Annotated in this window: 20 protein-coding genes and 3 pseudogenes; 9 read left to right on the forward strand and 14 right to left on the reverse strand. The window is 68.7% G+C overall.

The window, feature by feature from the left end; genetic code table 11:
* Positions 1–689: 689 nt before the first annotated feature.
* Positions 690–908: a hypothetical protein gene (locus A5646_RS28605; protein WP_082972386.1), complete on the forward strand. Its 219-nt coding sequence runs from the start codon at positions 690–692 to the stop codon at positions 906–908.
* A 60-nt stretch (positions 909–968) separates the two neighbouring features.
* Here A5646_RS28605 and A5646_RS25660 read toward each other — a convergent pair whose 3' ends face one another.
* Complete coding sequence (locus tag A5646_RS25660; RefSeq protein WP_067025248.1) at positions 969–1,352, reverse strand: hypothetical protein; 384 nt, start codon at positions 1,350–1,352, stop codon at positions 969–971.
* Between the two features lie 45 nt (positions 1,353–1,397).
* On the reverse strand, positions 1,398–2,930 hold the full coding sequence (locus tag A5646_RS25665; RefSeq protein WP_066866762.1) for a DUF4185 domain-containing protein: 1,533 nt from the start codon (positions 2,928–2,930) through the stop codon (positions 1,398–1,400).
* Positions 2,931–3,772: 842 nt separating this feature from the next.
* On the opposite strand from A5646_RS25665, the gene A5646_RS25670 reads away from it, so the two are divergent.
* The 3 genes from A5646_RS25670 to A5646_RS25680 are packed head-to-tail and all read left to right on the forward strand — an operon-like array spanning position 3,773 to position 6,996.
* Entirely contained in the window at positions 3,773–4,999 is a 1,227-nt protein-coding gene (locus A5646_RS25670) for an acetyl-CoA acetyltransferase (RefSeq protein WP_067025251.1), read from the forward strand.
* A gap of 3 nt (positions 5,000–5,002) precedes the next feature.
* On the forward strand, positions 5,003–6,517 hold the full coding sequence (locus tag A5646_RS25675) for a carotenoid oxygenase family protein (protein ID WP_067025254.1): 1,515 nt from the start codon (positions 5,003–5,005) through the stop codon (positions 6,515–6,517).
* A gap of 2 nt (positions 6,518–6,519) precedes the next feature.
* The gene (locus tag A5646_RS25680; RefSeq protein ID WP_066878712.1) at positions 6,520–6,996 is read left to right on the forward strand and encodes a VOC family protein; all 477 of its coding nucleotides are present in this window, start codon (positions 6,520–6,522) and stop codon (positions 6,994–6,996) included.
* A gap of 4 nt (positions 6,997–7,000) precedes the next feature.
* On the opposite strand, the gene A5646_RS25685 is transcribed toward A5646_RS25680, so the two are convergent.
* The 8 genes from A5646_RS25685 to A5646_RS25720 form a co-directional block, all read right to left on the reverse strand.
* Positions 7,001–7,435 (reverse strand): hypothetical protein, encoded by a 435-nt coding sequence (locus A5646_RS25685; RefSeq protein ID WP_067025257.1) that lies wholly within the window; start codon positions 7,433–7,435, stop codon positions 7,001–7,003.
* Between the two features lie 69 nt (positions 7,436–7,504).
* Positions 7,505–8,272 (reverse strand): VOC family protein, encoded by a 768-nt coding sequence (locus A5646_RS25690; RefSeq protein WP_067025260.1) that lies wholly within the window; start codon positions 8,270–8,272, stop codon positions 7,505–7,507.
* Positions 8,273–8,354: 82 nt separating this feature from the next.
* Positions 8,355–8,828 (reverse strand): SRPBCC family protein, encoded by a 474-nt coding sequence (locus A5646_RS25695; protein WP_066866772.1) that lies wholly within the window; start codon positions 8,826–8,828, stop codon positions 8,355–8,357.
* A gap of 3 nt (positions 8,829–8,831) precedes the next feature.
* Positions 8,832–9,020, reverse strand: coding sequence for an antitoxin (locus tag A5646_RS25700; protein ID WP_066866774.1), 189 nt, complete (start codon positions 9,018–9,020; stop codon positions 8,832–8,834).
* Positions 9,021–9,085: 65 nt separating this feature from the next.
* Positions 9,086–11,476, reverse strand: a complete 2,391-nt coding sequence (locus A5646_RS25705) for a cation-translocating P-type ATPase (protein ID WP_067025263.1) — start codon at positions 11,474–11,476, stop codon at positions 9,086–9,088.
* Entirely contained in the window at positions 11,473–13,065 is a 1,593-nt protein-coding gene (locus A5646_RS25710; protein ID WP_067025264.1) for a serine hydrolase, read from the reverse strand. Before A5646_RS25710 ends, A5646_RS25705 begins: the two co-directional genes overlap by 4 nt.
* 40 nt (positions 13,066–13,105) lie before the next feature.
* The gene (locus tag A5646_RS25715) at positions 13,106–14,218 is read right to left on the reverse strand and encodes an MBL fold metallo-hydrolase (RefSeq protein WP_156765714.1); all 1,113 of its coding nucleotides are present in this window, start codon (positions 14,216–14,218) and stop codon (positions 13,106–13,108) included.
* A gap of 2 nt (positions 14,219–14,220) precedes the next feature.
* Entirely contained in the window at positions 14,221–14,952 is a 732-nt protein-coding gene (locus tag A5646_RS25720; protein ID WP_066866782.1) for an enoyl-CoA hydratase, read from the reverse strand.
* A gap of 27 nt (positions 14,953–14,979) precedes the next feature.
* On the opposite strand from A5646_RS25720, the gene A5646_RS25725 reads away from it, so the two are divergent.
* From A5646_RS25725 to A5646_RS25735, 3 genes are all read left to right on the forward strand, one after another.
* Positions 14,980–16,458, forward strand: a complete 1,479-nt coding sequence (locus A5646_RS25725) for a carboxyl transferase domain-containing protein (protein ID WP_067025270.1) — start codon at positions 14,980–14,982, stop codon at positions 16,456–16,458.
* 109 nt (positions 16,459–16,567) lie between these two features.
* Complete coding sequence (gene prrA, locus A5646_RS25730) at positions 16,568–17,278, forward strand: two-component system response regulator PrrA (protein ID WP_112632790.1); 711 nt, start codon at positions 16,568–16,570, stop codon at positions 17,276–17,278.
* Between the two features lie 15 nt (positions 17,279–17,293).
* The gene (locus A5646_RS25735; RefSeq protein WP_066866786.1) at positions 17,294–18,631 is read left to right on the forward strand and encodes a sensor histidine kinase KdpD; all 1,338 of its coding nucleotides are present in this window, start codon (positions 17,294–17,296) and stop codon (positions 18,629–18,631) included.
* A gap of 4 nt (positions 18,632–18,635) precedes the next feature.
* On the opposite strand, the gene A5646_RS25740 is transcribed toward A5646_RS25735, so the two are convergent.
* The 3 genes and pseudogenes from A5646_RS25740 to A5646_RS25745 all read right to left on the reverse strand — a co-directional run bounded on the left by A5646_RS25740 (position 18,636) and on the right by A5646_RS25745 (position 20,125).
* Positions 18,636–19,106 (reverse strand): hypothetical protein, encoded by a 471-nt coding sequence (locus A5646_RS25740; RefSeq protein WP_067025273.1) that lies wholly within the window; start codon positions 19,104–19,106, stop codon positions 18,636–18,638.
* Between the two features lie 26 nt (positions 19,107–19,132).
* A pseudogene (locus A5646_RS30175) lies at positions 19,133–19,213 on the reverse strand (hypothetical protein); the annotation flags it as partial.
* A gap of 12 nt (positions 19,214–19,225) precedes the next feature.
* Positions 19,226–20,125: an OmpA family protein gene (locus A5646_RS25745; RefSeq protein ID WP_156765379.1), complete on the reverse strand. Its 900-nt coding sequence runs from the start codon at positions 20,123–20,125 to the stop codon at positions 19,226–19,228.
* Between the two features lie 98 nt (positions 20,126–20,223).
* On the opposite strand from A5646_RS25745, the gene A5646_RS25750 reads away from it, so the two are divergent.
* Complete coding sequence (locus A5646_RS25750; protein ID WP_066866789.1) at positions 20,224–20,487, forward strand: DUF2630 family protein; 264 nt, start codon at positions 20,224–20,226, stop codon at positions 20,485–20,487.
* Positions 20,484–21,407 (forward strand): annotated as a pseudogene (locus A5646_RS25755) (phytoene desaturase family protein); the annotation flags it as partial. The gene A5646_RS25750 and the pseudogene A5646_RS25755, both read left to right, overlap by 4 nt.
* Here A5646_RS25755 and A5646_RS29630 read toward each other — a convergent pair.
* A pseudogene (locus tag A5646_RS29630) lies at positions 21,374–21,609 on the reverse strand (NAD(P)/FAD-dependent oxidoreductase); the annotation flags it as partial. The pseudogenes A5646_RS25755 and A5646_RS29630 overlap by 34 nt on opposite strands.

A 21,609-nucleotide genomic window follows, 5' to 3' on the forward strand; every position in this document is an offset into this window, starting at 1 on the left:
TCGTGGGCCGTGGTGATAGCCGACGCCGCCGGCGTTGTCGCGCAACGCCGGTCACGACATGAAAGGGTCAACCTCGAATGGTTAGGATCCCCTGCTGCGCCACGGGCGATGCCTTCGACGCTGCAGGTATGACTCGACGCGGCAATTATGGGTATCCGTGATGACTTCGATTGCGCGCCAGCTGTCTTGACGGGTCTGCTCGGCGATGAACGCGGCGAGGAAGGGCCGTCCCCGGGTGAGGTGACCGGCCGGCACCGGGGCGTGCCCCAGGCGGCGCAAGGCGATTCCACAGGCGCTCGCCGCAAACACTGACGGCGAGCTGCCCTCCAGAGACCTCATTGCAACGCTCCTGCTTGCACGGCTTTGTGCCGCAAGAAAATCCCCGCTCTACAAGTAGATGAACAGAACACGATCGTACTTTTCGTTGTGACGCGATGTCCAGCTTGCGTTCATCCACTTCGTCTAGTGTCCCGCGCTACTCCGCGGGCGCCACCGGGGAGGCGCGCCGGGGCCGGGCGCCGCGGCGCATCTGGCCGGCCGGCCGGCCCCGTCGCCGCCAATTGGTCGGCAGTCACCACTCGAGTTGCGCGCGAAAGCCGGAGAAGAGGACTACCATCCATAACATGCGTGTGAGGGAAGAAACGTAGCGCCCGTCGCTTCGTTGGGGCATACGATCTGCCGAGCCTGCGATGCGGAAGCTAGTCGCGACACTGATGGCCGCTGGGGCCGTGCTGCTCAGCGGGGCTACCGCCAGCGCCGAGAATCAACCGGCGCCGCCTCCCCCGCCCGCCCCTTCGTTCTACGCACCGAAGTGCCTGAGTTTCGACCCCAATCCGCCGGCACATTGGAACTATCTGCCCTGCGGGTGGACCACGGACGGCAAGCGGTGGATTCCGCCGCCGCCGTGACCGAGACCCCCTGACACAGATCGGCGACGACGGCCTCGCGGAAAAGCCTTGCGCCGTTTGCTAACTGGCTTTGAGGTGTCCGCCTCCCCGGCAGCTAACGCCGCAGACGCCCGCATCCCCCCGGGCGTCTGCGAGCGAAAGCGCCTGGTCGATCGGAACACCACTGCAGTCCAGGCCGTTGACCACCAGACCGAGACTGATCGCGCCGTCGGCGCGGGTCCCTTCGATGCACACCTCGATGTCCCGCAGGCCCGGCCTGCCCACCGTCCAGAAATCCGGCCGGTGACCGTCGAACACCGTGTGGGTCTGCGCGCCGACACTGTCGCCCCTCGACGCCGCGCCCGCCGACGAACTGGGCACGCCGTCGGGTAGGGCCGCCGCCGCGAGAGGAGTGAGCGGGTCGGCCAGGCCGCAACAATTGTCGTGATACTCCAAGGCGATCATCGTCGCCCTCCTCTCACTCGGCCATCGTTGTTCGGTGGCAACGCTTTACGGCAGCACGGTGTGCATCAGCATCACGTCGTATGCCGACCACAACGACAGGTTGAAGTACAGGTCTCGTCCCGACGACCAGGGATGGATCATCGGCGCGTAGATGCCGCCGGGCATCTGGAAGGAGGACACCAGCGGTTGCTCGGGACTCCAGGGGCCTTGCGGCGTCGGCGCGGTCCTTGCCACCACGTCGTTGCTGCCGCCGTCGGTGTAGAGCACCAGGTACTGCTTGAGATAACTGTTGTATTGCGCCGACATTTCGCCAACCGGCCCGGGGAAGATCGGCGTCGCCGCGCCGGGATTGTTTGCGACCCAATGGCCGCCGTTGTCGCCGTTCCAGTACTGGTACTTGGTCAGGTCGGGCAGTTGGTTCGGTGGGACGCGGGACAGAAACGCCGCGCCGCCACGTCCCGACGGGGTGCCGAATTGGTAGAGGTAGCCATCGTTCCCCTTCAGGAACGCGCCCATCTGGAAGTTCTCATTGCCCGGCGTAAACCCGGCTCCCGGAATGGCGTCCGGTGAGGCCGTGCGGATGGTGGTCGGGAAGATCCCCCAGTTCTGGCCGTTGTCGTTGGACCTGGCGATCGCCGAGTAGTTGGTCGACCACTCGCCGTCGCGGCCCCACTGGCGGATCGACATGTAGCTCATGTACTGCGTGCGGCCCATGGACATCGCCGCGGTCGGGATGATTCCCGTCTCGTGCGCCGCCTTGTGGATGGTGTTGACGACCTGCTTGGACAGCCCGGGCGCCCACACCGGCGACCCCGAATACCGGTCGTTGGGCACACCGTCGGCGATGTGAATCCCCTTGGACAGGTCGTGGTCGTTGCTGCGGAACAAGGTGTTGTAGCGCCACTGCTGGCCGTGCACCTTGCAATAGCCGAACGTGTCACCGAAGGCCATCAGTACCTGACGGTTGGCGGGATCGCCGTTGTCCCAGGCGATCCCGAGGTCGGTGCCGGAGATGCTGAAGCGTTGCAGGGTCTTGTTCGGACCGTTCGGTCCGGTCACCCAGTCGACCAGTGACGTCGGCGCACCGGCGATCGAAGGAGGCGGCGGGCCGGGCTCGGGCTGCGGCTGCGGCATCGGCGCGGCGTTGGGACGCAGCTGGTTGGCATTCGGCGGCAGCGCGGGAACCCCGGGCGCGGGCGGATTGGGTCCTGGCGGCAGCACCTCGGCTTGCGGGTACATCGGCGCGGCCGGGTCGGCTCCGGGCCCTTCGGCTCGCGGATGCACCGGTGCCGAGTACTGCCGGCCTGGAGCTGTCGGCTTGAGCAGTGACGAGATCAGCGGGCCCAGCCGAGGCAGCGGCGCCTGGTCGTTCGTGTGCGTGGGCCGGCGCCCGGTCGGCGGCTGGACGACCGGCTGCGGCGCGGGCATGGCCACCGGCGGCGCGGGAGGATCGACGTTCGCCTCGGGCGCCCCACACGGTGTGGCGTTTGCCGTTGGCGCGGGCCCGATCACGAGGACGAATCCGACAGCGGCCGCCGACGCCATCGTGAGCGACACACTTCGCAGAAACGCCGACATGTAACACCTTTCGAGGGGTAGGACGCCGGTCCTTAGTTGGCTCATGTGACGATAGTGATCCACGGGGCATATGTGACCAGTGATGAACCGATAGGTATCCATCCGTGACCGTGTCGCAACGCGGCGATCGCGGCGGGGCCGCACCCGTTCGACGGTTAACTCCGGGCCGAACCGTGCAGTTGAGAGGCGTTGTCGGCTTTGCCGTTGTCGCCAACACAGTCAACCACGCGGCGCCGGAAGCGCTGCCAGGATGGGGCCACGGGCCGGTCGGACCGAACCGAGGCGGCTTCCCGCCGGCGACACTCCCGTCACTCGGTAGCGGGCGTTTCATTCCCGGGGTCCATCGGCGCCCGGCGCCGCCGTTCGAGGCGCCGCGGGGGGTGGGGCACCACTTTGCTGACCGAGCCGAGGAGAACGGCACAGACATCGGCTTGCGCGACGACCTGTCGTCCAGCCGGGCAGCGGCGCGCCGCGCCGGTCGCGCCCCGGGCGCGCATCGGTACAAGCGCACCACATTGGCGCAGCTCAGACTCTCGCCGACGGGACCGACCCGACGCTGTTGCACACACGCAAAACGAAATTCGCCATTCGCCTGGCACAGCGCGAACGCCATGCCACACTGAAACAGATTGGGTCAGCATGTTTGTCGACCCCCATGGGCGGCAATGATCCAACAGAGGCGAGCACGTCGGCCGGCCTTCGTGTCCGCCTAGGTCCCGTCGGTTCAGCCCGAGAGCCGACGGGGCCGCCCTCTTCTCGGGCCTTTCACGGCCCGAACACCGGTCCGCAACGGCTCGCCGATTGGCCTCAACAACACCGCCGCGCGGGAGTACCGTCGGCGTATGGATGGGTCGCCAGGCGTGTGGATTCTCGGTGGTTACCAAAGCGATTTCGCGCGCAACCTGACCAGAGAAGGCCGCGACTTCGCCGCGCTGACCGTCGAGGTTGTCGACGCCACACTGACCGCGGCGAAGGTCGATCCGGCCGCCATCGAGGTGGTGCACGTCGGCAACGCCTTCGGTGAGATGTTCGCCCGCCAGGGCCACCTCGGGGCGATGCCGGCGACGGTCTGCGACGGCCTGTGGGACACCCCGGCCTCGCGCCACGAAGCGGCGTGCGCGTCCGGCAGCGTGGCGGTGCTGGCGGCGATGGCCGATCTGCGATCGGGCGCATACGACACCGCACTGGTGGTGGGCATCGAGCTGGAGAAGACCGTCCCCGGCGACACCGCCGCCCAGCATCTGGGTGCCGCCGCGTGGACCGGACACGAGGGCGCCGACGCCCGCTACCTGTGGCCGTCCATGTTCGCCCAACTGGCCGACGAATACGACCGGCGGTACGGCCTGGACGACGCGCACCTGCGAGCCATCGCACAGCTCAACTTCGCCAACGCTCGGCGCAATCCCAACGCGCAGACCCGCGAGTGGACCATCCCGGACCCGATTGGCGACGACGACGCGACCAACCCGATCACCGAAGGCCGGCTGCGGCGGTTCGACTGCAGCCAAATGACCGACGGCGGCGCGGGTTTGGTGCTCGTCAGCGACGCCTATCTGCGCGAGCACCCCGATGCGCGCCCGATCGGGCGCATCGACGGGTGGGGTCACCGCACGGTCGGGCTGGGACTACGACACAAACTGGACCGCGCCGACGGTGACCCGTACGTTCTGCCCCACGTGCGGGCCGCGGTCGCCGATGCGTTGCGCCGCGCGCGGCGCGGCCTCGACGACGTGGACGGATTCGAGGTGCACGACTGCTTCACCCCGAGCGAGTACCTGGCCATCGACCATCTCGGGTTGACCGGTCCGGGTGAATCGTGGAAGGCCGTCGAGAACGGCGAGATCGAGATCGGGGGCCGGCTGCCGATCAACCCCAGCGGCGGGCTGATCGGCGGCGGACACCCGGTCGGCGCGTCCGGCGTGCGGATGCTGCTCGACGCGGCCAAGCAGGTCAGCGGCGCCGCCGGCGAGTATCAGGTCGACGGCGCGCAAACCTTCGGCACGCTGAACTTCGGCGGAAGTACCGCAACCACAGTCAGTTTCGTCGTCAGCGGCACCGAAGGCGCGTGAGCCATGGATGTTGAAATCGTCGGCAAGTTCCTGTCAACCCTGCCCGAAGACGACGATCACCCCTACCGAACCGGGCCATGGCGCCCCCAGACCACCGAGTGGGACGCCGATGACCTCGTCGCCGTCGAGGGTGAGATCCCCCGCGACCTGGACGGCGTCTACCTGCGCAACACCGAGAACCCGCTCCACCCCGCACTGAAGACCTATCACCCGTTCGACGGCGACGGCATGGTGCACGTGGTTGGCTTCCGGGACGGAAAGGCCTTCTACCGCAACAGATTCATCCGCACCGACGGTTTTCTCGCCGAGAACGAGGCCGGCGGACCGCTGTGGCCGGGTCTGGCCGAGCCCGTCCAACTGGCCCGCCGCGAGCAAGGGTGGGGCGCGCGCACCCGGATGAAGGATGCGTCAAGCACAGACGTCATCGTCCACCGCGGGGTCGCGCTGACCAGTTTCTACCAGTGCGGCGACCTGTACCGGATCGACCCGTACACGGCCGACACCCTCGGCAAGGAGTCCTGGAACGGCGGCTTTCCGGCCGACTGGGGCGCGTCCGCACATCCCAAGGTAGACAACAGAACCGGCGAATTGCTGTTCTTCAACTACAGTAAGCAAGAGCCGTACATGCATTATGGCGTGGTCGACGAGCGCAACGAGCTGGCACATTATGTCGACATCCCGCTGCCCGGCCCGCGGCTCCCCCATGACATGGCGTTCACCGAAAACTACGCCATCCTCAACGATTTCCCCTTGTTCTGGGATCCTCAGCTGCTCGAGCACGACGTGCACCTGCCCCGCTTCTATCCCGACATGCCGTCGCGATTCGCGGTGATTCCGCGCCGCGGCGGCACCGGAGACATTCGCTGGTTCGAGGCCGATCCCACTTTCGTGCTGCACTTCACCAATGCCTACGAGGTCGGCGACGAGATCGTGCTCGACGGATTCTTCGAAGGTGATCCGTCTCCCCTGGATACCGGAGGAACCAAGTGGGAGAAGCTGTTTCGCTTCCTCGCCCTGGATCGTCTGCAGGCCCGGCTGCATCGGTGGCGCTTCAACCTGGTCACCGGCGCGGTACGAGAAGAGCAGCTCTCGGAGTCCATCACCGAGTTCGGCACCATCAATCCCGGCCACGCCGCGCGCGACTACCGCTACACCTACGCCGCCACCGGCAAGCCCGGCTGGTTCTTGTTCGACGGTCTGGTCAAACACGACCTGCGCACCGGGTACGAGGAAAAATTCGCCTTCGGCGACGGCGTCTACGGCAGCGAGACCGCGATGGCGCCGCGCGCGGGCGCCGTCGGCGAAGACGACGGCTACCTGGTCACCCTCACCACCGACATGAACGCCGACGCCTCCTATTGCCTGGTGTGCGATGCCACCCGGGTCGGCGACGGCCCGGTGTGCAAAGTACAACTGCCGGAGCGCATCTCCAGCGGCACCCATTCGACGTGGGCACCCGGAACAGAGCTGCGGCGTTGGCGCACCACGGAGTCGGCGGCCGCGGCGATTGGGCTGTGACGATGCCGCATCGCCGCCGGATGACGCACTGGCCCGCACAGCTGGCCCCAATCGGCGGTCTGCGTTTCGCTCGCCGGTCGTCGAATTTCGCTGAGACGGTGCGGTTTTACCGTGAACTAGTAGGGCTGCCGCTCTATGAGACTTTCGAGGGAAGCTACGGCAGCAACGGCGCCATCTTCGGGCTGCCCAGCTGGAACCTGACGCTGGAGATCGTCGAATCGCCCGAGCCCATCGCTGTGGACCAGCACGAGCAGCTGTGCCTGTACTTCCCCGACAAGCGGGCCCAACAGGCCGCGACCGCCCGTCTTCTAGCGGCCGGGACGTCGCCTGTCGAACAGCACCCCTATTGGGCGGCCACCGGTGCGGTCACCTTCCGCGACCCGGACGGTCGCGAGATCGTGTTCGCGCCCTTCGTGTTCGGCGTCAACGAGCCCGGCCACAGCGCCAGTTCGGGAAAACACGAATTCCCGTCGGCCTGACGGTTCAGCGGACGGGCCGTCCAGAGGCCAACGCCGCGATGACGGCCACTAGCGAGCACGCCACCGCGCAGACGGCAGCACCCGCCCCGACGTAGAGGCCGTATTCGGCCGACACCGGCGGGCTGACGTTGATCTTGTAATACCACACCGTGAGGGCCACCAGCAGCGACGAAATCAACAGGGCGGCAATCGAAGCCACTTTCACCGAGAGGCCACGACCGATCATCGCGCCGACCACCAGTAGCGTCGAGGCCAACAGCACGATGAGCTGGCCCGCGCCGAACCCCCGCGGCAGTTCCAGGTTGCCGTGTGCGCCGCCGATGGCGTTGGCCCAGCCCCCGCCGTTCACGGTCGTCCTCAGCCACGGCAGCCATGCGCTGGCCGACACCACCACGGCGAAAAACGCCACCAGCCAACCGGGACGGAGTCGGCGAGTCATGCTAGCGAGATTAACGGACTGCGGCACCGGCCCGCGTGAGCGAGCGCGCGGCTCGCCGCACTTGGATCGCTAGGTCGGCAGCGAGGACAGGTTGAAGATCGCACCCGTCGGATCGCTCGCGGCGGCCAGCCGTCCGTACGGGGTGTCCTCGGCGTCGCGCACCACGGCGCCGCCGTTGTCGGCGATCACCCGCAGCGTCTTGTCGACATCCTCGGCGCCGAAGAAGATCACCCAGTTAGGCGAAATCTCCTCCGACAAGGCCGCGCCGTCCATCACGCCGAGCAGCTCCTCATCGCCGAACCGGGCTGTGCTGTAGCGGAATTCGTCTGTATCGGAAACCGGCTCGGTCTGCCATCCGAGCACGTCGCGGTAGAAGTCGAGGGCCGCGCCGTAGCCGCGCGTGGTCAGCTGGTGCCAGACCGGACTGCCGGCCGCCCCGATGAGCTCGAAGCCACGGTGCTCCAGCGGCTGCCACAAGCCGAACACCGCGCCGGTTGGGTCGGTCGCCACGGCCATGTGGCCCTTGGCGGGCACCTCGATCGCCATGCACACCGACCCGCCGGCCCCGGTCACCGCGGACAGCGTGGCGTCGAGGTCGGCGGTGTGAAAATAGGTGGTCCAGTGGTCCGGTGATCCTGCTTCGGGCCGGTTGGCCATCAGGCCCGCGACCATATGGCCGTCCTTGGCGGCGTTGACGTATCCGTGGTACTCGGGACCGGCGGACTCGAACGTCCAGCCGAAGACCACGCCGTAGAACTCCTGGGCACGGGCCACGTCGGATGTGGTCAGGTCGATCCAGCAGGGAGCGCCCAGCGGCGCGCTGTCACGGGTGGGCACGGTGACCTCCTTGGGGTGTCTGGCCCCGGACAGGGGGGCTTCACCACTACCGACTGCCGCCCCACCGAAAACTCATCGGCGGTCAGCCGTGCGCCCTGCCGTCGCCGTTTGTGCTGGGGTCGGATCGGGTGAACACCGTGACGAAGTTCTCCAGCGACCGGTCGATGTCGCCGCGCAGGGCGGCAGCGACGATCATGCCGATGGGCCCGAACAGCGCCGGGCCGCCCAGATGCACGTCGAAGCTGACGACCGAGCCGTCGTCCTTGGGCGCGATCTTGGCCATCAGCTTGACCTTGACCCCGCCGACGCCGTCGCCGTTGAGCGTCATGCCCTCGGGCGGCTTGTAGCGCACCACCGTCCATTTGATCCGGTTGTACATGCCCTTGACCTCGACGATCGACTCGACGACCGTGCCCTTTTCGATCTCGTCGGGCAAGGTGCTGCGCCACACCCGGTGAATGGTCAGCCAGTCCTTGTACCGGGACAGGTCAGAGGCGTGCTGCCAGGCCACCTCGGGTGGCAGCGGGACATCGATGGATCCGGAAAGCTTGGCCATTGCTCAGTTCTGCTGGTCGCCGGTGTCCGCGGTGCCGGCGGCCTTCTTGGCCTGCTCCTGCACCTGGTGGATGGTGTCGGTGTACTTGCCCTGCGTCTTGTCGTCGACGAACTCGCCGGCCTTGTCGATCGCCTTTTCGACCTTGTCGGCGTTCTGCGACAACAGGTCCTTCGCCTTATCCAGGAATCCCATGCGCCCTCCCTTTTCCCGGCATCGTACTTGGCCGGTGACGACGCCCCGCGGTGAGTTCGGCGCGCTCAGCGCCACAACCGCGGCTGCACGCCCAGCACTTTGGCCCGGATCCACCACGTGGCCTCGATCGCCGCCGCGCCCAGCACGCCGACCCCCAGCGCCGTGGCGGTCACCGCGACATTGGAGGGGTCGAGCAGGAACGCCTTACGCGCCAGCGGCAGGCTGAAAATCACCACATAGGCCAGGCCCGAAGCGATTACCAGCGCCACCCGCCACCACTGGTAGGGGCGGGCCACCACCGCCAGCACCCACAGCGCCGTCATCAGCAGCGTGATCAGCGCCGCGGTCGACGCCTGATCCTGTTGGACGTAGGTGGCGTGGCGGCCGTGATAGGCCAGCAGATAGGACGCGAACGTCGCGGTGCCGACGATCAGCCCGCAGGGCAGCGCCGAGGTGAGCACCCGGCGCACGAAACCCGAGTGGGCCCGTTCGTTGTTGGGCGCCAGCGACAGGATGAACGACGGTATGCCGATGGTGAACCAGGCGGCGATGGTGACGTGGATGGGTTGGAACGGATACAGCAGCGGGTCGGCCTTCAGGGGCTTGGCGAGCAGGCATTCGATGCCCACCAGCAAGGCCAGCAGGACCGAGTACACCGTCTTGGTCAGGAACAGGTTGGCGACGCGCTCGATGTTGCCGATCACCCGGCGTCCCTCGCCGACGACGTAGGGCAGCGTGGCAAACCTGTTGTCCAGCAGGACGATCTGGGCGACGGCGCGAGACGCCGGGCTGCCGGCGCCCATCGCGACGCCGATGTCGGCGTCCTTGAGGGCCAGCACGTCGTTGACACCGTCACCGGTCATCGCCACGGCGTGGCCACGCGACTGCAGGGCGTGCACGATGGCGCGTTTCTGGTCCGGCCGGACCCGACCGAACGTGGTGTGGGATTCCAGCGCGTCGGCCAATGGTGCCGGCTCCGACGGCAATTGGCGCGCGTCCATCGTCTCGCCGTGCAGCCCGAGCTTACCGGCGACGGCCCCGACCGAGACGGCGTTGTCACCGGACAGCACCTTGACCGAAACACCTTGACCGGCAAAGTAATCCAGCGTCTCGCGGGCGTCCGGTCGCACCTTCTGTTCGAGGACCACCAGCGCGACGGGGGTGACGCGGCCCGGCGCGTCCGGGTGATCGACGGCGACGTCGCCGGCGGCGACCAGCAGGACCCGCATCCCCTGCGCGCCGATCCGCTCGGCCTGTTCGGCGGCCGCCGATCCCGGCTCGAGCAGCACGTCCGGGGCTCCCATCACCCAGTTGCCGTGGTCTTGAAAAGAGACGCCGCTCCACTTGGTGGCCGACTTGAAAGGTGCTGTCGCCGTTGCGGTCCAGCCGGGTGGCTCGCTGTAGGTCTCGGCGATCGCCCGCATGCTCGCGTTGGGTCGCGGATCCTGGGCGGCCAACGACGCCAGCACGTCGGCGATGGGCGGGCGCTGCCCCGGGTCGTCGAGTTCGTCGACCCGCGCGACCCGCATGCCGCTTTCGGTCAGGGTGCCGGTCTTGTCCGCGCAGACCACGTCGACCCGCGCGAGTCCCTCGATGGCGGGCAGCTCCTGTACCAGGCAGCGGCGCTGGCCGAGCCGGACCACCCCGACCGCGAACGCGACCGACGTCAGCAACACCAGCCCTTCGGGGACCATGGGCACCAGCGCGCCGACGGTGCGCAGCACGGCCTGCCGCCAGCCGGTGTGCGTGGTGGTGAACAGCTGGGTGTAGATGGTGAGCAGACCGGCGGGCACCAAGAGGTAGGTGATGAACTGCAAAATGCGGTTGATGCCGTTGCGCAGTTCGGATTTCACCAGGGTGAACTTGCTGGCCTCCTCGGCGAGCCTGGTCGCATAGGCGTCCGGTCCGACCTTGGTGGCGCGGTAGGCGCCGCTGCCCGCGACGACGAAACTGCCCGACAGCACCGCGTTGCCGACGGTCTTGGCGATGGGGTCGGCCTCACCGGTCAGCAGTGACTCGTCGACTTCCAGGTTCGCTTCCTCGACGATCTCGCCGTCGACGACGACCTGATCCCCGGGGCCCAGCTCGATGATGTCGTCCAGCACCACCTCGGCGGGCGGCACCGCCCGGGTGCCGGATTGCCTGCGCACCAAGGGTTTCGCCTGCCCGACGATCGCCAGCTTGTCCAGGGTCTGCTTGGCCCGGATCTCTTGGACCATGCCGACGACACTGTTGGCGATGATCAGCAGCCCGAACATGCCGTTGATCAGCGAACCGGTCGCCAGCACGATCAGCAGCAGCACCCCCAGTATCGCGTTGATCCGGGTGAAGACGTTGGCGCGCACGATGTCGGTGATGCTGCGCGTGGCGCGTTCGCGCACCGCGTTGGTCTTGCCGTCGGCCACCCGCTGCGCCACTTCGGCGTCGGTCAGGCCAGACGTAGCAGCGAGAGTCATCGCGTGAAGGTCCCCAGCTTGTCGGAGTCGTAGTATTCCAAGTTCAGCGAAGGCGTCGGCGAACCAGAAAATGTAGCCTTGGAAATCGTTCCGGGTGGGGCGTTTTCGTCGGTCAGGCCGAAGGTGAAGGTGTCGCCGTCCCAGTGGGTGAGGGTGAGCGTCCGGTGCCTCGGACCCATCGCCAGTTGCAGCGCGCCGTCGTGTTCGGTGACGACGGCCGGTCCCCAGTAGTCGCTGGCGTAGATGCCGGCGTAGTCGCCGAGGGGTCTGGCCGGTGCGGGGTTGGCCGGGGGTTGCTTGCCGACCAATGACCCCAGCGGGTTGTTCAGCCAGCCGATCGCCTTGTTGTACAAGGGCCCCCAGTCCTCGCGAATGTGGCCGTACTGGACGAGGTCCATGAATTCGGCGGTCAGCGTTTCCGGGATGCCGTAGGGCGCGGCGTTGGTCAGCGCGATGATGCCCAAATCCTCGGCGGGCAGCGCGACGAAGTTGGTCGCCGCGCCCAGATCGAAAGCGCCCGAATGGCTGTACTCGGTGCGTCCCGAAGAATCCACCGAGGAGTTGAAACCGTATCCATAAAACCCGGTGCGCGCCTGCGGAGTTTTCGCGGGCGCCGATACCACCTGCGGGCTGACGGCGGGCAGCAGCGCTTCCGGCGAGACGATCCGCCGGCCGTCGTAGGTTCCGTTGCCCAGCAACATCATCAGCCAACGGGCCATGTCGTTCACCGATGAGCTGACGCCGCCCGCGGGCGACTGGGCATCGGGGTCACGCTGGAACCGGGCCTGCCACGTGCCGTCGATCTTGATGTGGTTGACCGCATGGTTGGGCCGGGCGAGGAAATCGGCGAACCGTGAGCTGGTCGACGTCATGCCCAGCGGGCGGTAGAGCACCTCGTCGGACAGGTCCTCCCACGGCTTGCCCGCCGCGGCCGCCACCGCCTCCGCCCCGGCGGTGATCCCATAGTTGGTGTAGGCGTAGCTGATTCGGAACGGGTCCAGCGGCAGGTACTTGAGCCGCTCGAGCGTTTGCCGACGGTCGTAGCCCAGGTCTTCGAGCTTGTCACCGGCGTGGTCGGGCAGCCCGGAGCGATGCGCATACAGGTCGCCGACGGTCACATGGCCGGTGACATAGGGATCGCTCAGCGCGAACCACGGCAGCTTGGCCGCGACGGGCGTGTCCCAGGCGACAACGTTGTCGCCGACTTCGTGCGCGATCACGGTCGCGCCGACCGATTTGGACACCGACGCCAACTGGAAGACGGTGTCGGCGTCCACCTTGTTGTCCTGCCCCTGCCCCTTGCTGACGTCTTTGACGCCAAAACCTTTGGCGTACAATATTTTCCCGTCGTGCACAATGGCCACGGCCATTCCGGGGATGCCGCTGCTTCTCATCAGGTCGCCGACCAGTCCGTCGACCTTGGCGACGGCCTCGTCGATGCGGCCGGCGGGGATCGATACGCCGAAGACCTGGTTGGGCGGGACGTCGGACAGTGTGGACGGCGGCCCGGCGGTCGGCTGGCCGGAACCGCAACCCGTCAGCCCGAGCAGCGCCGCGGCGATGGCGGCCATGGCCGCGCGTGTGGTCACCCGCGCACCCTAACGCGGTGACGATGCGCGTCGCGGGAACCTACAGCCGCCACCAGGGATCGGATTCCTTCGGCGCCGCGGGATCGATGCGTTGACCGGGCAGCGGCACCGCCACGTTCACGCCCTCGGGTCCCGCGGCGGCGAGCAGGCGCTCAACCGGTTCCGCCCACGGGTGGGGGGCCAACCGGAAAGTGCCCCAATGGATTGGCACCAGCAGCCCACCGTCGGTGACGTCCAGGTGCGCCCGCACCGCCTCCTCGGGGTTCATGTGCACGTCGGGCCACGCCGTGTTGTAGGCCCCGATGGGCAGCAGGGTCACGTCGAACGGTCCGTGGTCGGCGCCGATCTGCGCGAAGCTCTTGGTGTAGCCGGTGTCGCCGCCGAAGTACGCGCGGTGGGCGGGGCCGACGAACGCCCACGACGCCCACAGCGTCGTGTTGCGGTCCAGAAAGCGTCCCGAAAAGTGCCGCGCCGGTACACAAACCACCGTGAGCTCGTCGACCTTGGCGCTCTGGTGCCAGTCGAGTTCGACGATGCGGTGCTCGGGTATCCCCCACCTGCGCAGGTGGGCCCCGATGCCGAGCGGCACGAAGAACGGGGCCCGCTGGGTGCGGGCCAGCGCCAGGACCGTGTCGATGTCGAGGTGGTCGTAATGGTCATGGCTGATCACCACCGCATCGACGGCGGGCAGCGCCTCGAGTTGGATCGGCGGCGGGTGCAGCCGCTGCGGGCCGACGACGTCGGAGGGTGAACACCGGTCGCTCCACACCGGATCGGTGAGCACCCGGTAGCCGTCGATCTCCAGCAGCGCCGTGGAGTGGCCGAACCAGCTGACGGCCAGCCGGCTGGGGTCGGCGTCGAGGATTCCCGGCGACGCCAGCGGGATCGGCCCCTTCGGCCGGCTGCCGCCCCGGTTCCCGATCAGCTCCCAGGCGACCAGCCGCAGTTGCTCGCGGTCCATCCTGGCTTCCGAGGGGGGCTCGAGGTTGACGAAAGCGCCGTCGCGGTAGTTCGGCGACCCCGCCGTCACCGCGGCGATCGAGGCGGGGTGGGCGCCGAGCGCGTCCGGCGCGCCGTGCAGCGCTCGCACCAGCCAACTTCCGGCCGCCAGCGACGCCGTACCGGCGACCAGCCGCAGCGTCCCCCGCATGATCGTCAGGCCCCCTGGAACTTCGGCGGCCGCTTCTCGATCCGGGCGACCTGGGCTTCGATGACGTCTTGGCTGCTCCAGGCCTTATCGAAGAGTTCCTTGTGCACCGGCCCGGCCTCCTCGATGGCGCCGTCGTCGTTGAGCACCCGCTTGGCGTGCTGGATCGCCAGCGGCGCCAGCCCGGCGATCTCGGCCGCCCAGGCCTGCGCGTCGGCGAGCGTGCCGATGCGGTTGGCCATCCCCGTTTGCAGCGCCACGTCGGCGGGCAGCTTCTCCGCCGTCAGCAGCATGGCCCGGGCGCGGCCGTGGCCGACGAGCGAGGACAACCGCCGGATGCTCCAGTTGTCCAATGCCAGACCATATTTCGAGGTGGGGAACTGGAAGAACGCGTCGGGTGCCACCACCCGCAGGTCGCATTGCATGGCCAGTTGCAGGCCGGCGCCGATCGCCGGGCCGTTGATGGCCCCGATGACCGGGATCAGCGTGGCGTCGAGCACCCTGTGCAGCTCGACGAGCCGGTCGGGGTAGTCGGCGGCGAAGGCGTCCCCGGACAGGTCCGCGCCGGCGCAGAACACCGTGCCCTGACCGGTCAGCACGATCGCGCGGGTGGAGCCGTCGCCCGCCTTCAGCACGGCCTCGCGCAGCTCCTCGACCAGCTCGGAGTTCAAGGCGTTGCGGCGCTCGGGACGCTGCAGCTCGATGGTCATCACGGCCTCGGCCTGGGTAACACCGATCATGGCAGCCACCCTATATAGCCTCGTCTCGTGAGTCGTATCACGGCTGGTGAACTGCGCGATGCGGTGCTGGACGAAAATTCCTTTCTCCGCTGGGACACCGAGCCGCTGGCGGTGCCGGTCAGCGCGTCCTACGCCCAGGAGCTGGCCGATGCCCGCGCCGCGACGGGTCTGGACGAATCGGTGCTGACCGGCGAGGGGCGCGTCTTCGGGCGCCGGGTCGCGGTAGTGGTGTGCGAGTTCGGCTTCCTGGGCGGTTCGATCGGTGTCGTGGCGGCCGAACGGATCACCGCCGCGGTGCAGCGGGCCACGGCCGAGGGGCTGCCGCTGCTGGCCTCGCCGAGCTCCGGCGGCACCCGCATGCAAGAGGGCACGGTCGCGTTTCTGCAGATGGTGAAGATCGCCGCGGCCGTGCGGCTGCACAAGCAGGCACACCTGCCGTACCTGGTGTACCTGCGCAATCCGACGACCGGTGGGGTGTTTGCGTCGTGGGGCTCGCTGGGCCACGTCACGGTCGCCGAGCCGGGCGCGTTGATCGGCTTCCTGGGCCCGCGCGTCTACCAACTCCTCTACGGCGAACCGTTCCCCGATGGCGTGCAGACCGCGGAGAACCTGCAGCGCCACGGCGTGATCGACGGCGTCGTCCCGCTCGATGAGCTGCGCCGCACCCTGCACCGCGCGATGACCGTCATCGCCGACGCCCCCGAACCGCTGCCCGCCCCGGCGCCACCCGAACCGACACCCGACGTTCCCGCGTGGGATTCGGTGGTGGCGTCGCGACGGCCGGACCGGCCCGGGGTGGGACTGTTGCTGCGGCACGGCGCCACCGACCGGGTGCTGCTGTCCGGGACCGGCCAGGGCGAGGCGGCGACGACGGTGTTGGCGCTGGCCCGCTTCGCCGGCCAGCCGGTGGTGGTGCTGGGCCAGCAGCGACTGACGGGCGGTCTGGTGGGGCCGGCCTCGCTGCGGGAAGCCCGGCGCGGCATGGCGCTGGCCGCCGAGCTGCGGCTGCCGCTGGTGCTGGTGATCGACACCGCGGGCCCGGCCCTGTCGGCCGAGGCCGAACAGGGCGGGCTGGCCGGCCAGATCGCCCAGTGCCTGGCCGAGCTGGTGACGCTGGATACGCCGACGGTGTCGGTGCTGCTGGGCCAGGGCAGCGGCGGGCCGGCGCTGGCGATGGTGCCCGCCGACCGGGTGCTGGCGGCGTTGCACGGCTGGCTGGCGCCGCTACCGCCCGAGGGGGCCAGCGCGATCGTCTTCCGCGACACCGATCACGCCCCGGAACTCGCTGCGGCACAGGGCATCCGATCGCGTGATCTTCTGGAGTCTGGAATTGTTGACGCCGTCGTGCCGGAGCATCCCGACGCCGCCGACGAGCCGGTCGAGTTCGCGCAGCGGTTGGCGCGGGCCATCGCCGCCGAGGTGCAGGCGCTGCGCGATCTTCCCGCCGCCGAACGGCTGGCGGCCCGGTTGCGGCGCTACCGCAACATCGGCCTGCCCGCCACCTAGCCCCGCGAGCAGACGCAAATGTCCCGGTTTCCTCGGCGTTTCGGGTGCTTTTGCGACTGCTCGGCCCCCAGGTCGCGCCTCCCACAGCGATAGTCGACAATCAGGCAAAATGGGCCGCATGGACACTGGAGCTAGCTCACCGCGGGTCTTGGTCGTCGACGACGATTCAGATGTGCTCGCGTCGCTCGAACGCGGTCTGCGGCTGTCCGGATTCGAGGTGTCGACCGCGGTCGACGGCGCCGAGGCGTTGCGCAGCGCCACCGAGACGCGCCCGGACGCGATCGTGCTCGACATCAACATGCCCGTGCTGGACGGCGTCAGCGTGGTCACGGCGCTGCGCGCCATGGACAACGACGTCCCGGTCTGCGTGCTCTCCGCCCGCAGCTCGGTCGATGATCGGGTGGCGGGCCTGGAGGCCGGCGCCGACGACTACCTGGTCAAGCCCTTCGTGCTGGCCGAGCTGGTGGCGCGGGTCAAGGCGCTGCTGCGCCGCCGCGGCGCCACGGCCACATCGTCCTCGGAAACCATCACGGTGGGCCCGCTGGAGGTCGACATCCCGGGCCGGCGCGCCCGCGTCAACGGCGTCGACGTCGACCTGACCAAGCGGGAATTCGACCTGCTGGCGGTGCTGGCCGAGCACAAGACCGCGGTGCTGTCCCGCGCGCAGCTGCTCGAGCTGGTGTGGGGTTATGACTTCGCCGCCGACACCAACGTCGTCGATGTGTTCATCGGATACCTGCGCCGCAAGCTGGAGGCGAACGGCGGCCCCCGGCTGCTGCACACCGTGCGCGGAGTGGGATTCGTACTGCGCATGCAGTAATCAGGTCGGCCGGCCATGAAGTTCCTGTCCCGAATCCTGACCCGGACGCCCTCGCTCCGGGCCCGGGTCGCGGTCGCGACGGCCATCGGCACCGCGATCGTGGTGGTCATCGCCGGAGCGGTGGTGTGGTTCGGCATCACCAGCGCCTGGAAGGAACGCCTGGATCGCCGCCTGGACGAGGCTGCGGGTTTCGCCATCCCCTTCCTGCCCCGCGGTCCCGACGACATCCCCCGCACCCCCAACGATCAGGACACCGTGATCACCGTGCGGCGCGACGGCCAGGTCAAGTCCAACTCGGACGTCACGCTGCCGCCGCTGGACGTGGGTTATGCCGACACCTACATCAACGGGGTGCGCTATCGAGTGCGAACGTTGGAGGTGCGCGCGCCGCAGCCGGCGACGCTGGCGGTGGGCGCGACCTACGACGACACCATCGCCCAGACCAACAACCTGCATCGCCGGGTGATCCTGATCTGCGCGCTGTCGATCGGCGCGGCGGCGGTATTCGCTTGGCTCCTGGCGGCTTTCGCGGTGCGGCCGTTCAAACGCCTGGCCCAGCAAGCCCGTTCGATCGATGCCGACGAACGCCCGCAGGTGGCGGTGCGTGGCGCCAGCGAGGCGGTCGAGATCGCCGAAGCCATGCGCGGGATGCTGCAGCGCATCTGGACCGAACAGGACCGGACCAAGGATGCGCTCGCGTCGGCGCGCGACTTCGCCGCCGTGTCCTCGCACGAACTGCGCACCCCGCTGACCGCGATGCGCACCAACCTCGAGGTGCTGTCCACCCTGGACATGCCCGACGACCAGCGCAAGGAGGTGTTGGGCGACGTGGTCCGCACGCAGTCGCGGATCGAGGCCACGTTGACCGCCCTCGAGCGACTGGCCCAGGGCGAACTGTCGACGGCCGACGACCACGTGCCCGTCGACATCACCGAGCTGCTGGACCGCGCCGCGCACGACGCCGCCCGGATCTACCCGGGGGTCGACGTTTCGCTGGTGCCGTCACCCACCTGCATCATCGTCGGGTTACCGGCCGGGTTGCGCCTGACCGTCGACAACGCGATCGCCAATGCCGTCAAGCATGGCGGCGCCACCCGCGTCCAGCTGTCGGCGGTCAGCTCGCGCGCCGGTGTGGAGATCGCGATCGACGACAACGGCAGCGGCGTGCCCGAGGACGAACGACAGGTGGTCTTCGATCGGTTTTCTCGCGGATCGACGGCCTCCCATTCCGGGTCGGGCCTGGGATTGGCGCTGGTGGCCCAACAGGCCCAGCTGCACGGCGGGACCGCTTCGCTGGAGAGCAGCCCGCTCGGTGGTGCTCGCCTGGTGTTGCGGATCCCCGCCCCCAGCTAGCGCTCTACGGGTAGTCCTCGTGGTCGCGCCACGGCGTGAAACCGGCTTGCTGCGCGGACTTTTCGTCTCGAAACCAGACCTGGGCGGTGGTCGAGTCGTAGGACGGATCGTCGGGCGTGAGATACAGCCTTTCGGCCATCCGGGCCTTGATCAGGAATCCCGCCGGCCCGCCGCCGTCGGGGTCTGCGTCGGCGGAGCCCGGGCCGTACGGCGCGCGGGGCGTCACCGCTATTTTGGTGGTCGGCGATTCCTTGGCGGCCGGGATCTTCGTGGTGCGCCGTTCGGTGGCCGGGATTGTCGTGGTGCGCTTTTCGGTGATCGGGATCCGGGTAGTGTCGGGCTCGCGCGCCGCCCGCTCATCCCGCGAATCCGGCACCGGCGCTTGGGTTTTGGCGGGAGGTATCATCAGCGCGAGCGTCAGCGCCAGCCCCAGCGCGAAGGACAGGCCGAAAAGCCACCAGTTCACGTGGGTCATCGCACGCCCTCGCGCACCCGGTCGAGGATCGTGGCGATCACCCAGGCGACGGCCGAGCCCGCCAGGAAAGCGAGCAGGTACCACAACCACCCGATGACGAAGTCCATGCCGAATGCTCCTCAGCTCACCACGATTTCGACCCGGCGATTCTGGGCGCGACCGTCGTCGGTGCCATTGGGCGCGACCGGGTTGGCCGAACCGAAACCCGTGGTGGTCAAGCGGTCGCCTGGCACGCCATGGGCTTCCAGAAACGCCGCGACGGTTTGGGCGCGCTGTTCGCTCAACGGAACGTTCAGGCTGGTATTGCCGGTGCTGTCGGCGTAGCCGTTGATCGCCACGCGAGCGTTCGGGCATGCCTTGAGTTTGTCGGCGACCCCGGTCAGAACCTGCTCGTCGGACGCGGTCAGGTTACCGAGGTTCGACTCGAAGGTGAGCGCACCGTCGGTCAGGGTGTTGATCGCCGACTGCAGGTTGGCGCACGACGCGGCGGCACCGGGCGGCGCAGACGTCGGTGAGTTAATGGCAAGGTTGTCAACGACATTCAGGTTGGACCAGACCCGCTTGGCATCGGTGTCGATGGTGTCCTTCTGGTCCGGCGACGCCGCGGTGCCGGCCAGCGTGATGGTGTCGCCGCCAACCGTGAGCGTGAAATCGGCGATCGACGCGCTGTCGGCGAAAACCGGTTTGGCCTTGGCGAAATCGAGGGCGTCGACGGCCGGGTCGATGCGGATCTGGTCGACGACGCCGACGCCGGCCGGCAGCGCGCTGCCGAGCACCTTCAGCAACGCGGCTTTGGCGGTCTCGTCGGGGAAGGCCCCGGTCAGGGTGACGCTGTCGCCGCTGCGGGCCATCGAGAACGCGGCCAACGAAATCGTCGGCGCGCCACCGCTGGTCGAGGGCGCCGGCGACCCGCGACCGGACGCCGATCGGGTCGAGACCGCGTGGCCGATCACGGCCAGCAGAAGTGGGATGATCACCAGGGCGATCAGCCAGGGCAGGCCGAGCCGTTTGACGCTCACGACGGCCCTCCCTCATCTCACTCGCCCGGGCCGGCCCGGGTGGCAGGCGATATGCAGCCTACCGATTCACCACCCCCCGGGTCGGGCACACTGGAGCGATGGCCAACGGCAGTAAACCGACCGACAACGACACCCTCGCCGTCATTCGCGACCTGGTCGCCGAGGAGAAGGCGCTGCGGGCCCAGCTGCAGCGCGGGGACATCGACACGTCCGAAGAACATGACCGCCTCCGCCGGGTAGAGGTCGAACTCGACCAGTGCTGGGACCTGCTGCGGCAGCGCCGTGCGCTGCGCGAGAGCGGCGGGGACCCCCGAGAGGCGGAGGTGCGGCCGCCCGACGAGGTCGAGGGCTACCTGAGCTGAGCGACCATGCGACCGACGCCGACGCCGTAATCGTCGGGGGCGGCCACAACGGTCTTGTCGCCGCCGCGTACCTGGCCCGCGCCGGTCTGCGGGTGCGCCTGCTGGAACGGCTGGAGCACATCGGCGGTGCCGCGGTCTCGGCACAAGCCTTCGACGGCGTCGACGTCCGGGTATCGCGCTACTCCTACCTGGTCAGCCTGCTGCCGCCGAGCATCGTCCGGGATCTGGGCGCCGCGGTGCGGCTGGCGCGACGGCCGTTTTCGTCCTACACCCCCGACCCGGCGAGCGGCGGGCGCGGCGGGCTGCTGATCGGGTCGCCCGCCGACACCTTCGCCGCCATCGGGGCAACCGGGGACGCGCGGGGCTTCGCCGACTTCTACCGACGCTGCCGGCTGGTGACCGAACGCCTCTGGCCGACCCTGCTCGAACCGCTGCCCACCCGCGATGGCGCCCGCCGGCGCGTGATGGCAGGCGACGAGCGCCGCGCCGCGGCCGCGTGGCGGGCCATGATCGACGAGCCCATCGGGCATGCCATCGCCGACGCCGTGGCCAACGACGTGGTTCGCGGGGTGATCGCGACCGACGCCCTGATCGGCACCTTCGCCCGCCTCGACGAACCGACGCTGACACAGAACGTCTGCTTCCTGTATCACGTGCTCGGCGGGGGCACCGGAGACTGGGACGTCCCGATCGGCGGCATGGGCGCGGTGACCACCGCCCTGGCCGCGGCGGCGGTCCGCCATGGCGCCCAAATATGCACCGGCGCAGACGTTTACGCCGTCGACCCGGCCGGCGAAGTGCGCTATCGCGCCGGGGAGGACGACCACCGTCTTACCGCCCGGTTCGTCCTGGCCGGCGTCGCACCCACCGTCCTGGCCGGACTACTCGGCGAAGAACCGGCGCCCGCGGCGGGCGGCGCGTAGGCGGTGTCGAGCTGTGTCCAGGTCTCGTTGACGTGGAAGGTCCCCGCGAAGGCCTGTTCGGGTGTGACAGCGTGGTCGCGTAGCCGGGGCAGCCGGGCCAGCACCATGTTCACCTTGACCTGCGCGCCGCCCGCCGCGGGCGCCGGTTCTTCGCCGAGTAGTCCGGCCAGGACGGTGGGTGCGACGCCGGCCAGGACGA

Source organism: Mycobacterium sp. 1245499.0 (assembly GCF_001673615.1).
Classification (GTDB): Bacteria; Actinomycetota; Actinomycetes; order Mycobacteriales; family Mycobacteriaceae; genus Mycobacterium; species Mycobacterium europaeum_A.

What these genes read in the sequence shown, in the direction of transcription:
- A5646_RS25670 (WP_067025251.1), top strand. Translation starts at nt 3,773, where the DNA reads ATGGATGGGTCGCCAGGCGTGTGGATTCTCGGTGGTTACCAAAGCGAT.
- A5646_RS25685 (WP_067025257.1), bottom strand. Translation starts at nt 7,435, where the DNA reads ATGACTCGCCGACTCCGTCCCGGTTGGCTGGTGGCGTTTTTCGCCGTG.
- A5646_RS25750 (WP_066866789.1), top strand. Translation starts at nt 20,224, where the DNA reads ATGGCCAACGGCAGTAAACCGACCGACAACGACACCCTCGCCGTCATT.
- prrA (WP_112632790.1), top strand. Translation starts at nt 16,568, where the DNA reads ATGGGCCGCATGGACACTGGAGCTAGCTCACCGCGGGTCTTGGTCGTC.
- A5646_RS25700 (WP_066866774.1), bottom strand. Translation starts at nt 9,020, where the DNA reads ATGGGATTCCTGGATAAGGCGAAGGACCTGTTGTCGCAGAACGCCGAC.
- A5646_RS25680 (WP_066878712.1), top strand. Translation starts at nt 6,520, where the DNA reads ATGCCGCATCGCCGCCGGATGACGCACTGGCCCGCACAGCTGGCCCCA.
- A5646_RS25675 (WP_067025254.1), top strand. Translation starts at nt 5,003, where the DNA reads ATGGATGTTGAAATCGTCGGCAAGTTCCTGTCAACCCTGCCCGAAGAC.
- A5646_RS25660 (WP_067025248.1), bottom strand. Translation starts at nt 1,352, where the DNA reads ATGATCGCCTTGGAGTATCACGACAATTGTTGCGGCCTGGCCGACCCG.
- A5646_RS25665 (WP_066866762.1), bottom strand. Translation starts at nt 2,930, where the DNA reads ATGTCGGCGTTTCTGCGAAGTGTGTCGCTCACGATGGCGTCGGCGGCC.
- A5646_RS25720 (WP_066866782.1), bottom strand. Translation starts at nt 14,952, where the DNA reads ATGATCGGTGTTACCCAGGCCGAGGCCGTGATGACCATCGAGCTGCAG.
- A5646_RS28605 (WP_082972386.1), top strand. Translation starts at nt 690, where the DNA reads ATGCGGAAGCTAGTCGCGACACTGATGGCCGCTGGGGCCGTGCTGCTC.
- A5646_RS25695 (WP_066866772.1), bottom strand. Translation starts at nt 8,828, where the DNA reads ATGGCCAAGCTTTCCGGATCCATCGATGTCCCGCTGCCACCCGAGGTG.
- A5646_RS25740 (WP_067025273.1), bottom strand. Translation starts at nt 19,106, where the DNA reads ATGACCCACGTGAACTGGTGGCTTTTCGGCCTGTCCTTCGCGCTGGGG.
- A5646_RS25735 (WP_066866786.1), top strand. Translation starts at nt 17,294, where the DNA reads ATGAAGTTCCTGTCCCGAATCCTGACCCGGACGCCCTCGCTCCGGGCC.
- A5646_RS25705 (WP_067025263.1), bottom strand. Translation starts at nt 11,476, where the DNA reads ATGACTCTCGCTGCTACGTCTGGCCTGACCGACGCCGAAGTGGCGCAG.